Origin of the sequence: Streptococcus parasanguinis (genome assembly GCF_047463195.1) — a bacterium.
Taxonomy (GTDB): domain Bacteria; phylum Bacillota; class Bacilli; order Lactobacillales; family Streptococcaceae; genus Streptococcus; species Streptococcus parasanguinis_R.
The window spans coordinates 1-15873 of the sequence record NZ_JASHEI010000008.1 but is presented as its reverse complement, the minus strand read 5'-3'; the positions used below and the strand labels follow the sequence as shown (position 1 = coordinate 15873).

General features: G+C 37.9%; 17 protein-coding genes, 6 tRNA genes and 3 pseudogenes. 6 read left to right on the top strand and 20 right to left on the bottom strand.

Translation table 11 applies throughout. From position 1 onward, the window contains the following. Positions 1-52 precede the first annotated feature (52 nt). Complete coding sequence (locus QM870_RS07755) at positions 53-2128, top strand: GH92 family glycosyl hydrolase (RefSeq protein ID WP_371608618.1); 2076 nt, start codon at positions 53-55, stop codon at positions 2126-2128. A gap of 190 nt (positions 2129-2318) precedes the next feature. Here the strand turns inward: QM870_RS07755 and QM870_RS07750 are convergent, their stop codons facing one another. The 14 genes and pseudogenes from QM870_RS07750 to QM870_RS07685 form a co-directional block, all read right to left on the bottom strand. Then, entirely contained in the window at positions 2319-2888 is a 570-nt protein-coding gene (locus QM870_RS07750) for a DUF6287 domain-containing protein (protein ID WP_023919723.1), read from the bottom strand. 138 nt (positions 2889-3026) lie between these two features. Then, positions 3027-4532 carry a zinc ABC transporter substrate-binding protein AdcA gene (locus QM870_RS07745; RefSeq protein WP_118096029.1) on the bottom strand — a complete coding sequence of 502 codons (1506 nt, stop codon included), beginning with the start codon at positions 4530-4532 and terminating at the stop codon, positions 3027-3029. A gap of 2 nt (positions 4533-4534) precedes the next feature. Then, complete coding sequence (locus QM870_RS07740) at positions 4535-5338, bottom strand: metal ABC transporter permease (RefSeq protein WP_003009676.1); 804 nt, start codon at positions 5336-5338, stop codon at positions 4535-4537. Then, the gene (locus QM870_RS07735) at positions 5331-6035 is read right to left on the bottom strand and encodes a metal ABC transporter ATP-binding protein (RefSeq protein ID WP_003013743.1); all 705 of its coding nucleotides are present in this window, start codon (positions 6033-6035) and stop codon (positions 5331-5333) included. The genes QM870_RS07740 and QM870_RS07735 overlap by 8 nt, the downstream gene beginning before the upstream one ends. Position 6036: 1 nt before the next feature. Continuing rightward, a complete protein-coding gene (locus QM870_RS07730) occupies positions 6037-6474 on the bottom strand; it encodes a zinc-dependent MarR family transcriptional regulator (RefSeq protein ID WP_003004547.1) in 438 nt (145 codons plus the stop codon). Positions 6475-6810: 336 nt separating this feature from the next. After that, positions 6811-6921: pseudogene (locus tag QM870_RS07725) on the bottom strand (IS30 family transposase); the annotation flags it as partial. Positions 6922-7794: 873 nt separating this feature from the next. Further along, a complete protein-coding gene (locus QM870_RS07720; RefSeq protein WP_186823059.1) occupies positions 7795-7950 on the bottom strand; it encodes a DUF4177 domain-containing protein in 156 nt (51 codons plus the stop codon). 31 nt (positions 7951-7981) lie between these two features. Beyond that, positions 7982-8188 carry a helix-turn-helix transcriptional regulator gene (locus QM870_RS07715; RefSeq protein ID WP_195311670.1) on the bottom strand — a complete coding sequence of 69 codons (207 nt, stop codon included), beginning with the start codon at positions 8186-8188 and terminating at the stop codon, positions 7982-7984. A gap of 6 nt (positions 8189-8194) precedes the next feature. Then, positions 8195-8503 (bottom strand): DUF6442 family protein, encoded by a 309-nt coding sequence (locus tag QM870_RS07710; protein WP_070505303.1) that lies wholly within the window; start codon positions 8501-8503, stop codon positions 8195-8197. Positions 8504-8666: 163 nt separating this feature from the next. Next, positions 8667-9287 carry a tetratricopeptide repeat protein gene (locus tag QM870_RS07705; protein WP_414369255.1) on the bottom strand — a complete coding sequence of 207 codons (621 nt, stop codon included), beginning with the start codon at positions 9285-9287 and terminating at the stop codon, positions 8667-8669. A gap of 74 nt (positions 9288-9361) precedes the next feature. Next, a pseudogene (locus tag QM870_RS07700) lies at positions 9362-9436 on the bottom strand (HD domain-containing protein); the annotation flags it as partial. Between the two features lie 80 nt (positions 9437-9516). Continuing rightward, positions 9517-10041: a DUF1697 domain-containing protein gene (locus tag QM870_RS07695; RefSeq protein WP_123160773.1), complete on the bottom strand. Its 525-nt coding sequence runs from the start codon at positions 10039-10041 to the stop codon at positions 9517-9519. A gap of 1 nt (position 10042) precedes the next feature. Then, positions 10043-10678 (bottom strand): DJ-1/PfpI family protein, encoded by a 636-nt coding sequence (locus QM870_RS07690; protein ID WP_123160772.1) that lies wholly within the window; start codon positions 10676-10678, stop codon positions 10043-10045. 288 nt (positions 10679-10966) lie between these two features. Next, complete coding sequence (locus QM870_RS07685; protein ID WP_123160771.1) at positions 10967-11419, bottom strand: helix-turn-helix domain-containing protein; 453 nt, start codon at positions 11417-11419, stop codon at positions 10967-10969. A gap of 319 nt (positions 11420-11738) precedes the next feature. On the opposite strand from QM870_RS07685, the pseudogene QM870_RS07680 reads away from it, so the two are divergent. The 5 genes and pseudogenes from QM870_RS07680 to QM870_RS07660 all read left to right on the top strand — a co-directional run bounded on the left by QM870_RS07680 (position 11739) and on the right by QM870_RS07660 (position 15230). After that, positions 11739-12213, top strand: a pseudogene (locus QM870_RS07680) (hypothetical protein). Positions 12214-12253: 40 nt separating this feature from the next. Then, the gene (locus QM870_RS07675; protein WP_414369254.1) at positions 12254-13450 is read left to right on the top strand and encodes a replication initiation factor domain-containing protein; all 1197 of its coding nucleotides are present in this window, start codon (positions 12254-12256) and stop codon (positions 13448-13450) included. A gap of 2 nt (positions 13451-13452) precedes the next feature. Then, positions 13453-13839, top strand: coding sequence for a hypothetical protein (locus tag QM870_RS07670; protein ID WP_001096844.1), 387 nt, complete (start codon positions 13453-13455; stop codon positions 13837-13839). Between the two features lie 59 nt (positions 13840-13898). Next, the gene (locus QM870_RS07665; RefSeq protein ID WP_000598356.1) at positions 13899-14093 is read left to right on the top strand and encodes a DUF3173 domain-containing protein; all 195 of its coding nucleotides are present in this window, start codon (positions 13899-13901) and stop codon (positions 14091-14093) included. Positions 14094-14096: 3 nt separating this feature from the next. After that, on the top strand, positions 14097-15230 hold the full coding sequence (locus QM870_RS07660; protein ID WP_414369253.1) for a tyrosine-type recombinase/integrase: 1134 nt from the start codon (positions 14097-14099) through the stop codon (positions 15228-15230). A 74-nt stretch (positions 15231-15304) separates the two neighbouring features. Here QM870_RS07660 and QM870_RS07655 read toward each other — a convergent pair. From QM870_RS07655 to QM870_RS07630, 6 genes are all read right to left on the bottom strand, one after another. Then, a tRNA-Leu gene (locus QM870_RS07655) sits at positions 15305-15388 on the bottom strand. Between the two features lie 10 nt (positions 15389-15398). Next, a tRNA-Gln gene (locus QM870_RS07650) sits at positions 15399-15470 on the bottom strand. Positions 15471-15489: 19 nt separating this feature from the next. Then, a tRNA-His gene (locus QM870_RS07645) sits at positions 15490-15562 on the bottom strand. A gap of 12 nt (positions 15563-15574) precedes the next feature. After that, positions 15575-15645 (bottom strand) — tRNA-Trp (locus QM870_RS07640). Between the two features lie 6 nt (positions 15646-15651). Then, positions 15652-15732: transfer RNA gene (locus tag QM870_RS07635), tRNA-Tyr, on the bottom strand. 15 nt (positions 15733-15747) lie between these two features. Then, positions 15748-15820, bottom strand: a tRNA-Phe gene (locus tag QM870_RS07630). Positions 15821-15873 lie beyond the last annotated feature (53 nt).

Here is a 15873-nt window from a genome sequence, read left to right as displayed (position 1 = left end):
GTTCCAAGAAAAACACAGATCATTTAAGGTTGATGAAGAAAAAGGAGACAAGATGCGCACAACTTGCCAGACCATCGATACCCGCTGGGGAAGCGAGAATCATCCCCACTATTCCCACGGAAATACCCTCCCTTATACTGGAGTCCCTTTTGGAATGAACTACTTCCTTCCCCAGACGACACACGAACAAGGGGCTTGGTTTTTCAACCCCAATCTTCCTATTTTTCAGGGTTTTCGCCTCACCCACCAGCCTAGTCCTTGGATAGGAGACTACGCTTGGTGCCTCATCACGCCCATCACAGGAGAAGTTACAAGTTCCGACCTCTTCCGTCGCCAAAGCAGTTATTCAATGAAAGAAGCTCTTTTCCAGCCCCACTACCTTCGTATTTTTTCGGAACGTTATCAGATTCAAAGCGAGCTGGTTCCAAGTCGCTACGGGGCTGTCATGCGCTTTCGAGCACCAGAAAAGCTAACACTCTGCTTTCATGCAGCAAAGGAACTAGAGGACTTGACTCTGACAGACCAAACCTGCCACTTCCACATTCTGGATCAGGCCCATACCGCAGATACTTTCTACTCTTTCTTTCTCCAGTGGCAATTTAGCCAGCCGATCGAGAACGTCACTCATATCGATCAAGATCTTTTTCTCACCTTTTCTAGCAATGAAGTGACCGTCCAATTAGGAACTTCTTATCTGTCCCAAGACATGGCTCACAGCCATCTTCCCAACCCTTCCCTAGAGGAAGCTAAAAAAGAAGCAACCGATCAATGGAATCAGCTGCTAAAACGAATTGAAGTGAAGGATACCGGAGGGCGTGACCAAGCCTTTTTCGACCATTGCCTTTACAGACTCCTCCTTTTCCCTCAAACTTTTTATGAAACGGATACTGAGGGAAATGACTGGCACCTGGATGTCACCCATAATGAAATCAAATCAGGAAAAGCTTATACGAATATCGGATTTTGGGACCTCTTTCGGACCTCTTTTCCGCTCTTTAGCCTTGGCTACCCCGATTACTACCGTCACTTTCTCGAAGGATTTTTAAACACTTACAAGGATACTGGTTTTCTACCAAAATGGTTGGCCCCAGATGAACGAGGGATGATGCCAGGCACCCTCATCGATGGCGTCTTTGCGGATGCTGTCACAAAAGGGATCGCACCAGACCTACATGAAAACATCCTGACAGCCATGCTCCAGACGGCTCAAAAAACAGACCCCACTCAACATTTTGGTCGCCATGGTAATGAAAGCTACAAGGCCCTTGGCTACCTACCCGATGATTTTCACGAAAGTGTGAGCCATAGCCTCGATTATGCCTATAGTGATTTTTGCATTGCTACCGTTGCCAAGCAATTGGGTCAGACAGAAACGGCTACTCAGTATGCTACTTCCAGCCTCTCCTACCGAACATTGTATGATACCCAAACAGGCTTTATGAGAGCACGATCCACCAATGGAAACTTTAAAGAACCCTTCTCTCCTACTAGCTGGGGAGGAGATTATGCAGAATGCTCTGCCACCCAGGCTACTTTTGGAGCCTTACACGACCTCTCCGGCCTGATAGAGCTAATGGGCGGTAAAAAAGCCTTCACCCAACGACTGCTGGATCTGGCCAATCAAAGACCTCAATTTGATGTAAGAGGATATGGCTATGAAATCCATGAAATGAGTGAAATGGCCCAAGCTCCATTTGGGCAGATCGCCATCTCCAATCAACCCAGCTTTCACATTCCCTACCTCTTCCGTTACAGTCTTCATCCCGAATACACTAATCTCCTGATCCACCAGATCCGCTCCCAAGCTTTCCATCAAGATTTCCAAGCCTATCCAGGTGATGAGGACAATGGTAGCCTATCTGCTTGGTACATCTGGTCAGCCCTTGGACTCTATCCAACCTGTCCAGGAAAACCAATCTATGATCTGGGACTCCCTCTCTTTAAAGAAGTCCTTCTCCATCTTCCCAAGCAAGAGCTCAAGATTTGCGCCAACTCACACACTGCAGGCGCCTATTTCATCCAAAAAGCCCTATTAGATGGCAAAGAGAAACAAGAGATTTCCCATCAAGATCTCCTTGAAGCCCAATTGCTCCAGTTTGACCTTTCATGGCTCCCCCCACATGCATAAGAAAAAGAAAGTGGGACAGAAATCGGTCATTCGTTAGAATTCGATTTCGTCGTCCCACCTCCGCACAGTTGAGTAGGGCTGTAAAAGCTGATGAAATCAGCGTAGTAGAGCCCACTCAACCACTGCGTCTTGCTCGACAATCTAAAAATAATTGAGAGGCTAGGACTTTTGTCCCAGCCTCTTTTTTCTGTTATTCATCTCCTACATGATAGTAGATCGAGCCTTGTTCCCCAAAACTAGCGATACCAACACCAGACCATAAGCGGTTTTTAGAGGCATCTGATGTATCTTTAAAGACGACTTGTCCTTGATCATCGACCTGATCACCAATGGTCACTCCTGCAGGAATATACTCCAACAAGAAGCCTCCATCACGACCACCATAAATGCCTTCTGATGCTGTTCCATAATCTGTCAAAGAAGCTCCATAGCCCTCTAACTCTTGTGAGACCAACCCTTTGTCGTTAAAGACCAGCTTATTTCCTTTATCATCTTGCCAGACACCAGCAATACTGCTGTAGTCTCCATTGGCAATAGCTTCAAGATCCATTTTCTTCACTTCTTTTTTCTCTTCTTTTTTCTCTTCTTTTTTTTCTTTCTCCTTCACTTCCGAACTAGAAGCAGCCGTCTTTTTGACTTCAGAAGAGGCATTCGTTTGACTAGAAGAAGCGGTTGATTTTTTACTCGCTCCCTGTTGCGAACAAGCTACCAACAGGACCACGCTGAGAAGACTCACAAGAATTGCACCAACTTTTTTCATTTAAAATTCCCCATACATTTTTTAATTTAAAGCCCTTTCATTGTAACGTATTTTCAAGCATTTGACAAGCTTCACTCCCCATTTTTAATCAAAAAGAGACCGGGATAATCAGTCCTAGTCTCTCTTTTGATACAGCTCTCAATGAGCCAGCATTTCCTGTGCTACTTCTAAACCAGATAAGTTCGAAGGATAATACGTTGGCCAATTTTCCAACTCATCATAAAGCGCTTCTTGACTCTTTCCTCCATGGAAAATGTGGAAGTGGGCTGCCTTTACCGGAGTAATTTCATGGTCACTAAATTGAACATATTTGAAGTCTCCCGCATCGCTCTCCTTGGCTTCAAAGAGATAACGAACACCACGATTCCCCTTCTTATAAGTCAAAATGTGCTTACCTACGTATTTATAGGTATATTTCTTAGAAGATCCTTTTTGATAAAACTCCATTGAATCCTTATCAATCTTAATCCGATCAATATCTGTTTGGTAACCCTTGGTATAATATTCCTTATACTCAGCAGCCGTCATAGTTGGATTTAATTTTGCCTTATAATCAAATACCTGATCCAAAGTTCCATCTTGCAAGTATGGATAAACCGATTTCCAATCACCCGCATAATTTGCCAAACTACGATCCTTCACTTGACTATCCTCGAAATAGCCCTTTTGAACTGTCTTAGCGTCTTCCTCATGTTCCGGTTGAATATCCTTACCAGCTTGTGACGTTGTTTTCTCTAGCGCCTTCAGATTCTCCTTCATAACAGACACGTAGTCTTCGCCATCTTTCATTTCTTGATCCGTCAGGCTTTCCAAAGGATTTAAGACAGCCAACTCAACACCAGCTTCAGAAGACAAGGTTTTCGCCAAGGACTTAGAAGCATTTTCCTCAAAGTAAATGACCTTGATCTCATTTTTCTTGATATACTCTGTCAATTCACGCAATCGTGCAGCAGAAGGCTCGCTATCAGGTGAAATCCCTGAAATGGCCACCTGGTTTAAGCCATAATCCAAGGCCAAGTAACGGAAAGCCGCGTGTTGGGTTACAAAATTCTTTTGTTTCGCATCTTTCAAGCCATCCTGATAAGCTTGATCCAAGGCCTGTAATTTCTTTAGATAGGCTTGGGCATTTTTCTCAAACGTCTTTTTCTTATCTGGATAAGCTGCCACCAATTGATCACGAATCGACTCTACCATCTTCATGGCACGATGTGGAGAGAGCCAAAGGTGAGGATCATATTCATGATGGTGTTCTTCGCCACCTTCGTGTTCATGTTCCTCTTCCAATCCAGGAAGCAAGACCATGCCCTTGGTAGCATCGATCACTTTGGTTTTCTTATCCTTCATTGATTTCAAAAGATTTGGAACCCACGTTTCCATATTTTCATTTTCATAGACGAAAACATCCGAATCTTGAATCATAGCCCGCCCCTTAGCAGACAATTCATATTCATGAGGCTCTGATCCCGCTCCAATGAGCAGGTCTACCGTTCCTTCATCTCCGACAATATTTTTTGTAAAATCATAAACAGGATAAAAAGTGGTCATCACTTTTAATTTTCCATTTTGACTCTGACTTTTACCACAAGCAGTCAAGATAAGGGCAAAAGCCACCAACAACATTAAACCTATTTTTTTAAATTTCATATTTACTTCCTCAAACGTGATCCAAGATTCACAAGCAAGAACAGTGCCACAAACAAAAGCGTGATGCTGGCACTCGCCGGTGTATCTGCAATATAAGACAAAATCAACCCACTAAACATCCCGATAAAGCCAATGATGACCGCAATCAGCATGACCCCACGGAAGTTCTTCCCTAATTTCAGCGCAATACTAGCCGGTAAGACCATGATAGTTGAAACCAATAACGATCCTGCTGCAGGAATCATTAAGGCGATAGCAACCCCTGTCACCACATTAAATAAAATGGACATGGTCCGGACCGGAAGGCCATCTACGAAGGCCGTATCTTCATCAAAAGTCAAAATATACATAGGACGCAAGAATAAGGCCGTCAACACTAATACAACGAAAGCAATCACAAACAAGGCGATCACCTGTTCATCCGTAATGGTTAGGGTAGAACCAAACAAATACTGATCCAAGCTCATCGAGCTTTTCCCACCACCACGCATCAGTACTAAAGCTAGGGCAAGACCAGTGGACATTAAAATTGCCGTCCCGATCTCCATAAAGTCCTTAAATAAGGTCCGCAAATACTCAAGAAAGACCGCAGCAATAATGACAATGATCATAGTCGAGAGCGTCGGAGAGATCCCAAGAAAAAGTCCAAAAGCGACACCCGCAAGAGAGACGTGACTCAGCGTATCACTCATCAGACTCTGCCGTCTCAAAATCAAGAAAATCCCTAACACAGGAGAAAAAAGACTCATGGCAACCATAGCCAACAAGGCCCGCTGCATAAAATCATACTGGAATAAATCAAGCATGGTCACCCTCCCCTTCTGTATCATGGACGTTAAAACATCTCCAAGGAGAGCTCTGGTCACGAACCAAATGAATATTCCGATCCGCAAATTGGTTAACCTCTTCTGGATCGTGCGTAATCATCAAAACAGATTTTTGATGGTGATGCGCACTGTGATGCATCAACTCATAAAAATCACTCTTTGTCGTCGCATCCATCCCTGTTGTCGGTTCATCTAAAACAAAGATATCCGGATCAGAAGCAAACATCCGAGCAATGACGGCCCGCTGTTTCTGACCACCAGACAAAGAACCAATCGCCCGATCCTTGAACTCCAGCATCCCAACAGATTCTAAACTCTTCAGAATATGTTTTTCATCGTGCTCATTCAACTTTCGAAACCAGCCTTTACGAGGATACCGACCTGACTTCACAAATTCATAGACCGTACTTGGAAATCCAGCATTAAAACTAGCAATCTGTTGTGGCAAATAAGCAATCCTTAACTTCTTTCCCTTAACATTCGTCTTTGAAATCTCAACTGTCCCCACCTTGGGCTGTAAAATCCCAAGACTAGCCTTAATCAAGGTTGACTTAGCAGCACCATTTTCACCGGTCAAAGTCACAAACTCCCCACTATCTAAGTAGTAATTGATCCCTTCTAAAACCGGTTCCCGATCATAATAAAACGATAAATTCGAAACCGTAATATACCTCAAACTATAACTCCTCTTCCAATAGATCTAAAAACCGCGAAATGACCCCTTGCTCATTCTTTGTAAACTTCGACAAAACATCCTCATAAGTGTGAAGAGTATGCTGATGGTGGTGCTGATGCTCTAATGCAATAGGCTTACCAATCTCAGTTAAGCGATAATAGAGAACCCGAGCATCATTTTCATCTCGATAAGTCTCCAGCATGCCCTGACTTAATAAGGGCTTCACGGCCTTCGTGATAGCCGCCTGACTGACATTCAATTTCTTAGCTAAGACAGAATTGGTTAGAGCTTCATCAGCAACCAGCATCAAAATATGTTCCTGAGTGTTAGTTAATGAAACACCACTTGTACAAGAACCAACTAAAATCTCATGCTGATTTTCTGATAACAATAAAATAGAATTTAAAAATCGATCGATTTTATTTGCAACTTCAGACAAAATTGACTCCTTCTAATTCACTAAATGAAACTTTACCGGTTAATTATATCACAAAAAAGAAAAAATTAAAACAAAAAAAGGAGTAAAACTCCTTTATAATCTATACCGGCGGCCGGGGTCGAACCGGCACGTCCTTGCGGACACTGGATTTTGAGTTCCATTCTTGCATTTTTTAAGTAGCAGGGTATTGATTTAATAGACTTTTGGAACTTTTGGTTTTCACAAAAAGGGGACTTTTTTCAGAATTTAGTACCTTTTTAGTAACTCATCTCTCTCTTAAATAACTACTTCCATAAATAGTGAGTCGATAATCTTATTTCTTAGTTATCTCATTTGTCAAATTAAGCTAGACAATTTCACCTGACTCAGAAAAACTTGATACGGAGTTTGGTAGTTCAAGGACTTCCTTGGGATTCGATTTCGCTTATCAAGTACAGAAAAAACAAATTAAACTATAGTCCGTTAAAAATTAGAGGTATCGTAGTTAGTTTACATATCTATCAAGTGTCTATAGTAATAAACTTCATTATTAAAATAAAATGTATTAGTATCAAAGCAACTATCTCAACTTGATTGGTTACTATAATACATCCCTACTAATATCAAAAAGCCACTGTTTCCAGTGACTTCATAATACCTTTCGCTCAAAAATATTTACGTTTTTACCAACAAAGCTACACACTCAGCGGTTCGCTGTTACCTTATTATTTCGTCGTAAACTCCTTACTCTACGACAGCTATGCCCCAGGGTACCTTCTTGACCTCTAGTCTCACATTGTCCCATGGGCGGACTGCGTATTTCTAATCTGCCCATTGACTCCTTTTAAGGCATTCTGTAGTTTGGTGGTATCACCGCTAATTTCTACAGTGATGCCCTTTATTCTGTTTGCCACTAGCGGTCACCTTCCTAAAATGTGCAAAATAAAAGCCCGGATTTCTCCGAGCATAAAGAAAGCACCAACCATTTCTGATTGATGCTTAAGATATTATATTTGTATTATTCTCTGTCTAACTTTGTAAGTTGTGCAACCTGATCTCTTCGACCATATATCACGCCTATTACTTGGACCTTATCATAGGGATATCAAGCGAGAATGGAATTCCGTCATGCATGATGACCTGTCTGTAAGTCATATCAATAAATACTGATACAGGAATACCCAGTTTGCTTAAAATTGCTTCTGCTGTTCTTTAATTTCTGGTTGTATTCGTGCTGTAACATTTGCACTTTTTGTAATTGCCATAGTGAGCACCTCCTTTCTAAGGATATTGTGCCACTATGTATAACTAATTGCAATACATTTTCAGTTTTGTTTTCCTTTATTCAATGCATGATCTTTCATAGGTTACCACAAGACCTACACCTACACCATTATTTGGTGTAACAGCAATAACTCTCCAACCTTCCTTAGCTAAATCGTTTATTTTTCTTTCAGCTTCCTTCACCATATATGTTTCTACCTTATATTCATACATTCTGTTTTTTCTCCTTATCATTTACCTTTAACTAAAAATAAAATAATTCTTCAAATTTCTTATCCAATGCAATGCACAAGATAAGTGCAAGTTTAGCAGTAGGATTAAACTGTCCCGTTTCAATAGAACTAATTGTATTCCGAGAAACACCTACCATTTCAGCTAATGCAGCTTGAGACAGCTGCTTTTGTTTTCGTACTTCCTTAATATTGTTTTTTAATTCTAATTTTTCCTGCATAAGCAATCACTTAAGTCCTTTAATATAAAGAAATAAATAGATGACCGTGATTAAAAGTGTAGCAATATACGAGAATATATAGATTCGCTTCTTTTGAAAAAAATACCTTGACATATTTTCGCCAGATAAATATGCAAACAATAATGCTGTCAATAAATCATTATCGACCCCTTTGATCCAGTTGAGTATGTAGATAAAACCAAATACAACAAGAAAAGTCACTTCACCTATAATTCTTCCCTTATTTGCTTCAGCAATTTTACCTTCATCTTCTTTTTCTTCTCGAGCTATTTTCAGAATTTGTTCTTTATTCATCTTTGAGCCTCCTGCCAAGTTTTCTTTACATACATTCTAACATTGCCAAGTTTACTTGTCAATACTATTTGCAAAATTTTCTTTGCAGTTCTAGAACTTATCTAAGTCCTCCTGCGTTGCTGGGTCATCATACCTCACAGAGTCATTTCCCTTCTCTGTCCAATCATTCATTCATCAATTCCTCAATTTCCTTTATCCCTTCAAACTCTCCAACACTTTCGAAAAGTTCTATAGCTCGTTTGAAATGTCTATTGGATAATTCCGTATCTTTCAAGGCTAAATAAATTTCACCTAACCCTCTATAGCCACAAGCTTGACAAATCACGTCATCAGTCTCTAAAGATTGTTCCAATGACAGATTCATGAATGTAAGAGCTTCATGAAGGTTGTTTAATTTAAATCTCACATAGCCTTGTTCGTAGTTATTTATAGCTTTCTTTAGATTATCATTTGGAAAATGCTCTTCAACTATCTTCTTTTCATCTTCAATGAGTTTTAAAGCCTTATGAAAATTCCCCTGATCTCTGTAGATCATCGCTAATTGATGTAAGCCAATATGTTCATGTTCTTTATTTTCATTTTGTTGAGCTAATAAAATATATTTCTCAAAGATATGAGTACATGAAATATAGTCTTTTTCTGCCAACAATAAATATCCCATCAGATTTAAAAGGCTAAAATCTGTACAGGTATCAATAGAAAAATCTTGTTCAACCAACTTTTTAGCTTCTGATGTTTTTCCCTCCAGAAACAAGTCCCAAGCTGTATCAATTTTAGAGACCATCTATTTCCCCTTTCAACTATAAACAACCTTCATTAAATAAAATTATTCAACAAGAATATACTAATCTCTACCTAATCATGGCCATCCGCTCGATCAGCAAATAAAGCTTTAACATACTGCTTTGTAGCATGGATTCGTTCTTCTATCATCGTTCTTGTCCTTATCATCTCATAGTCATCAATTTTTGCTTTTCCACTTTTATAATATAATTTTATCTGATTCTGTCTGATTAAAACTTTGAAAGTCGGTTAACTACACTCAATTTTCGCATAGTCATCCGAATTCCAAATTTCTTTTCAAGATAATTAGTGTTTAAACGTTTTTTTCGAGCATCACGTGGTAAATATAGGTAACAACACTCGTGACCACCATAGAACTCTTCATCTCCAAAATTCTCTCTACTAAGTTCTGTTAGAGTACTTTCGGGAATCTCTTCGTTAGTAAAAACTAGATGAATACGAGAACTATCATAAGTATTATCAAATGGGTTTTCTTGAATAGCAATCTCTAATTGATTAATTTCTTTGATAATTATTGATAAATCAGCTCCAATTTTATCCAAAATCGTATCATGAACTAACTTTCTGATTTCTTCGTCAGATAACTCTGATTCTAACAGTATATTCCCACTCTGAATATATGTTTGAACATTTAAAAAACCAACTTCTGTTAGGATTTCTACTAAATAAGACATTTTGGGAATTCTATTGGTACCAGTTGGTGTTACTCCACGAAGGAAAATAATCTTTTTCATATTAACTTTCCAATGCATCTTTTTCTAGAGAGTTCATCATTTCGCCATAATATTGAGGATCTCCCGTTGAAAAATAATTAAACCATGCCTCGACTGTAGTTTTTGAATACAGTCCCAACTCCTCGACAATAAACTTAGCCCATAATAAAGAACCGGCTGAACTCGCAGTAATAAGATTTCCGTCTTGAACTGCAATCTCATCTTTATAATAACCATGTCCTTGATAATGTTGGCTCATCTGGCTTAAAAAGAATGAAGCATTACTTGTATGATATCGATTATCTAAAATTCCTTTTTCGGCTAATCCCAAAGTAGCTCCACAGATAGCTCCAACTAAGATATTTTCTTGTAATAGTTTAGAGGCAAGTTCTAAAACGTCATCTTGCTCATTGTTCAACCAACTATCTCCTCCGATAAGCAATAGAGCATCTGTATTTGCAGTATCTATATCATATAGATTAAAATCTGGAACAATTGTCATTCCTCCAGCAGTTTTTATAGACTTTTTCCCTTTAGAAACCGTTAATAATTTTACTTTAGGTTCTCCTAACATAGCCTGTAAACTTAGTGCATGCATCAAATAGCCGTGTTCCCAATCGGCCATAGTATCTTGAACATACATATAAATATTTTTCATAATACTTACTCCTCTTTGATAAATGTTCAAACTATTAATTGTTTTTATTGTATCATATTTTATGTTTCGCTGTAATACCAATATTTTTTACTTCATCAGTAAAATAGCGATTTTTAGACATTGAACAACCTACGGAGGCTCACCGTAGGTTTGTATTTATGTTATCAACTTCTGCAACATTTCAACTATTTGTCCTCAATACCACTGTGTCTCGTTTAAAAGCAGAGTGAAGGACAATGACAAATAGTAGCAACATCTAGAATGAATTTAGAAACTAAAAACAAATCATCAATCTGCATTAAAATAATCATAAACCTCTTTAAAAAGGGTATGCAATATTTCTTGCTCCTCTTCATCTAAATTATTTTCAGAGACTAGCTCATCCAAATACTTAGGTAAAGTAGAATGGTTTTTAATCCCATTCATGACAATTGCAAATTTCAGATCATCTAATTCAGTTTTATTAAACTCTTTTAACTTCTTCAAATCAATTCTAGTGATTGGATGTGGAACAACATCTAGAGTACTGTAAATCGTTTTTCCTAATAAATAATCTGTCGTGGTATCAAATAACTTTGCTAATTTGACAACAGCTTCTAAATTAGGCTCTAGAGTTCCGTTTTCCCAACGAGAATAAGTACCTTGTTGTACATCAATCATCTCAGAAACTTGTACCTGTGTTAACTTCTTACTCTTTCTCAGTTCCTTAAGACGATCTCCAAAAGAAATATTATTAAACATTGTATCCTCTTTAATATTCGATTCTGTATATTTTAGCTTGACAAAATATTCTAAACGGTATAAAATAGAATTATTCCATAAGGAATATTTATTTTAAGATTAAATATTCCATTGAGAATATTATAGCATAAAAGGAGGTAAAAGCGTATGTAACTAGTAGTCGATTTAAAAAATTTTAATAAAGGAGGTAAGATTCGACAAAATAAAAAATCTTGAAACAAATGTGCCGTTCGTTCCAAGATCAAAACATATTATGTAACAATTATACCACAGAAAACTCTTCAGTTGCACAAGAAAATTTCGGAGGTTTCACAAAAAGATGACCAATAAAGAGTTAGTCAATCAAATTTCTGGCCTAAACTCTACCTCTACTCTTAAAAATTGGATTCAACTGATTAAAGAAATAAGTGGCAAGGAATTTAAGAAAATTAAAGTTCCTATCAGTAGAAATCCCAGAACTCATCAATTAAGTTATACAGTTGCCTATGACTTTACAGACGAAGACCTTAGACAATTTCAAAAGTTAGCTAAACTAAAACTTGAAATAGGTCTAAAAGAGGCGATACAAGCCGTATTTGGGAGTCTAGCAGACAATGAGCATGAATCCCTAAACCAAGTAATAGATGAGCTCTACGATGAACTGAGCGCCCTAAAACAGGAATTTAAGCGAGAAATGCGACTGATAAAAATTGAGAATAGCAACCTAAAAAAGAAAATCCAAGATATTGAAGAGTCGATGCAAACCGGCTTACTAGGGTTTGTTAACAAGAGGTCAAAAAAATAGGTTCGGCTAATAGCGAGTTTTCGGCTGAGCCATGAGGCAGAAAGCCGAAAATGAGCGTATATGCGGACGGACCATTTTTGACCGATAGGGTGTGTAGTAACACCACCCTCTGCAAGTTAGGTGTGCCATCGAAAGAATTCAGTATTACCAAGGGTTTTGGAGATTTCAAGGGTGGCAAAATTAGGCAAAAAGTTGAATCAAAATCTATGGCAAAAAATGAGCATTTACGTTCTGTATTTGACTGGATTCAAATTCAGTTTGATAAGACTGAATTTTCGCCAAAAGAAATAATCGAAGATATCCTATTTCTTGACTTTGACCTATTTATTGAGAATAAGGGGAGCCTTAAATACTATAACTATGATAGCCAGCTTCATTATGGGAATATCCGTATCTACTATGGATCGAAAGAGTCGTCCTACATGCTTGTCATGTCAGGACAGGCACTTGAATTCTATAGAGATATGGTATTAGATCCAAATAGTCTATCCGAAAGACAGTTTCTGGACAACCTCTACTACAATTACAATCGTTTCTCAATCAGACGAATTGATATTGCAATAGATGATTTTAATGAAACACCCTATTTCACTCCTAATCAACTTCTAAAGATCTGTCAGAAGAAACGCTTTATATATGGAAAAAGCACCTACTACAATACCTACGGAGATGAAACGATCGGTCAGACCTTATATTTAAGAAAACCAAACGATGATGAAAGACTTAGAATTTACGATAAGCGCTTAGAACGAGCTGAGAAGCTCGGTATCAGCAAACGGTATATAGAAAATTGGATAAGAACTGAGTTAGAACTTAGAAAAGAAAAAGCTCACTACTTCATTCAAGAATGGTTGCATTCAGAAATAGACCTTCTCAACTTTACCAAGGGATATCTCAAAGAAAAAGTGAGGTTCTATAGTGATAGTCATTTCTCAAAACCTTTGAGATCTTGGGAAAAGTTTTTAGGTCACTCAAAACCTGTCTCTATCATTATTTCAAAACCAAAAACAGAACTAGAACAAAAATTAGAATGGTTTACCTATAAAGGTTCTGGAGCTATTCTAAAAGCATATAAGTTTCTATACGACAATAACTTACTGCATGAGTATGAGAAGGTTAACTATCTCGCTCTCAACAATATGGAATATCCACCAGATTTAGCAAGTGGATTAATAGAAAGGGCAATTCTCTTTAAAAGAGAAGATTTGATCCCTATAATCAAAGAAAATATCAAAAGGAGAAATTAATTATGGCAAAAATGCTTTCACAAAATGACTGGAATTTTAATAACATTGGAACAAAATTTGAATTGGATGAAGTTATTCCAAAATTTGAAACGGAAGTCCGAGCAGATGCAAACGGAGAAATTATCAAAAACCGAGATGGTAGCGAAAGACGTTTTAATACCGATAAAATCATTGGTTGGAAATACAATGTAACAATCAAGGATGGACAATTCAAAAAGAAATCAACCCAAGTCTCAGTAGACAATCCAGAAGCTTTAGTCGATAATGACTATATTCAGGCAATGGATCAAGTACCAGTTACATTTGACAATTTACAAGCTACTATGATTAGTTCGACAATGTATTACAAGGCGGATGCTATCCATTTAGTAGATGTAAAACAAAAATAAGTATTAGACAAGGGGAGTTAATCCTCCCCTTACTAAATCTAATTAGAAAAGGAGAGCACATGATTAAAACCGTAACGAAAGATGACCTTATCGAACTTGGATTTGCTCCAGGAACTGCAAGAAAGATTATCCATACTGGCAAATTACTATTAGTAAATCGTGGTTTTAATATCTACGATAACAAACGGATTGGTACAATTCCAGCTAGTGTTGCTGAAGAACTACTAGGAATTGAACTCCAGAAAGAAGCATAATGAATGACTATTCGTAAAACTAAAAGTGGTAAATGGACCGTTGATGTTTCTAACGGTTTCCACCCAGTCACACAAAAAAGAATACGTATTATTCGTAAAGGATTAAAATCTAAAAAGGAAGCCCTAGAACTTGAACAACATATTAGAGTTGTAGAATTAAAAGAAAAACAATTTGACTTTGTAGTAACAACAGATATGTTATTCGACTTACTTGAAGAAGATGATCTGAAAAATGGCAGAAAAATAAGCTATACAAGTACACAAAGAAACAATTATGAGCGTCATATTAAGCCTTATTTTAAAAATACAAATTTAAATAAATTAACGTATGACCATATATTCGAATTTCGTGAATACCTAAAAACAAAAACTAAAAAACAAAATGAAAATGAAGTTTTAAGCTATAATACAATTAATAAGGTTATAATTCTACTCAAAAAAATTTTTGATACTGGTATAAGAAAATCTCTCATTGATAAAAACCCAGTTAAGAATCTGAGAAAATTACCAATTAGGAAGCCTGATATTAAATTTTGGAGTATAGAAGAATTCACGAGATTTAGAGGACTTATTCGAGATGATGAAATAAGCTATAACCTGTTTTTCGTAATTGCTTTCTTTACTGGAATGAGAATGGGAGAAATCCTCGCATTGAACTGGAATGATATAAATCTTTTAACAAATACGATTTACGTTACTAAAACGGTATACTTTGTAAATAATACAAGCTACATTAATACAACAAAAACACGATCAGGAACTAGAAATATAACAATAAATCAGAAATTAGCAGTAATGCTAAAAGATTGGAAAGTAAAACAAAAAGAAAAACTTGAGGAATTTACGAAAAATACAGACGAACTACAAATAATACAGAGTACACCAATATCAATTACAAAAAATATGATTGATAAAAAGTTTAAGCAAATACTAGAAAGAGATAAAGATTTAAAGAAAATAAGAATTCATGATCTGAGACACTCTCATGCATCGTTACTAATAAATCAAGGAGAAGATTACCTTGTTGTCAAAGAAAGGTTAGGACACGCATCTATTACAACAACGATTGATACTTATTCTCATTTGTACCCTAGCAAACAGAAAACATTGGCTAATAAACTTGACGATTTATTTTAAAATGGAAAAAATTGGTAACTCAACAAAAACAGATAAAAAAAAGACAAGGTCCGAAAACCTTGTCTTTATTACTATACCGGCGGCCGGGGTCGAACCGGCACGTCCTTGCGGACACTGGATTTTGAGTCCAGCGCGTCTGCCAATTCCGCCACGCCGGCATAAATTTAACTGGGGTAGCTGGATTCGAACCAACGCATGAGGGAGTCAAAGTCCCTTGCCTTACCGCTTGGCTATACCCCAATAATAATATTAATAAATAGGCGAGTGATGGGGATCGAACCCACGCATGCCAGAGCCACAATCTGGTGTGTTAACCACTTCACCACACCCGCCATAATTATTAACACGGGCAGTAGGAATTGAACCCACACTGAAGGTTTTGGAGACCTTAGTTCTACCTTTAAACTATGCCCGTAAAGGATGGAAGGGGAGGGATTCGAACCCCCGAACCCGAAGGAGCGGATTTACAGTCCGCCGCGTTTAGCCTCTTCGCTACCCTTCCTGATTATTGAATTGATGGCGCGAGACGGAATCGAACCGCCGACACATGGAGCTTCAATCCATTGCTCTACCAACTGAGCTACCGAGCCAAATTGCGGGAGCAGGATTTGAACCTACGACCTTCGGGTTATGAGCCCGACGA

Coding starts and splice junctions, on each gene's coding strand:
- QM870_RS07755 (WP_371608618.1), top strand. CDS start 53: ATGCGCACAACTTGCCAGACCATCGATACCCGCTGGGGAAGCGAGAAT.
- QM870_RS07750 (WP_023919723.1), bottom strand. CDS start 2,888: ATGAAAAAAGTTGGTGCAATTCTTGTGAGTCTTCTCAGCGTGGTCCTG.
- QM870_RS07745 (WP_118096029.1), bottom strand. CDS start 4,532: ATGAAATTTAAAAAAATAGGTTTAATGTTGTTGGTGGCTTTTGCCCTT.
- QM870_RS07740 (WP_003009676.1), bottom strand. CDS start 5,338: ATGCTTGATTTATTCCAGTATGATTTTATGCAGCGGGCCTTGTTGGCT.
- QM870_RS07720 (WP_186823059.1), bottom strand. CDS start 7,950: ATGTATGAATATAAGGTAGAAACATATATGGTGAAGGAAGCTGAAAGA.
- QM870_RS07715 (WP_195311670.1), bottom strand. CDS start 8,188: ATGCAGGAAAAATTAGAATTAAAAAACAATATTAAGGAAGTACGAAAA.
- QM870_RS07710 (WP_070505303.1), bottom strand. CDS start 8,503: ATGAATAAAGAACAAATTCTGAAAATAGCTCGAGAAGAAAAAGAAGAT.
- QM870_RS07705 (WP_414369255.1), bottom strand. CDS start 9,287: ATGGTCTCTAAAATTGATACAGCTTGGGACTTGTTTCTGGAGGGAAAA.
- QM870_RS07695 (WP_123160773.1), bottom strand. CDS start 10,041: ATGAAAAAGATTATTTTCCTTCGTGGAGTAACACCAACTGGTACCAAT.
- QM870_RS07690 (WP_123160772.1), bottom strand. CDS start 10,678: ATGAAAAATATTTATATGTATGTTCAAGATACTATGGCCGATTGGGAA.
- QM870_RS07685 (WP_123160771.1), bottom strand. CDS start 11,419: ATGTTTAATAATATTTCTTTTGGAGATCGTCTTAAGGAACTGAGAAAG.
- QM870_RS07675 (WP_414369254.1), top strand. CDS start 12,254: ATGAGCGTATATGCGGACGGACCATTTTTGACCGATAGGGTGTGTAGT.
- QM870_RS07670 (WP_001096844.1), top strand. CDS start 13,453: ATGGCAAAAATGCTTTCACAAAATGACTGGAATTTTAATAACATTGGA.
- QM870_RS07665 (WP_000598356.1), top strand. CDS start 13,899: ATGATTAAAACCGTAACGAAAGATGACCTTATCGAACTTGGATTTGCT.
- QM870_RS07660 (WP_414369253.1), top strand. CDS start 14,097: ATGACTATTCGTAAAACTAAAAGTGGTAAATGGACCGTTGATGTTTCT.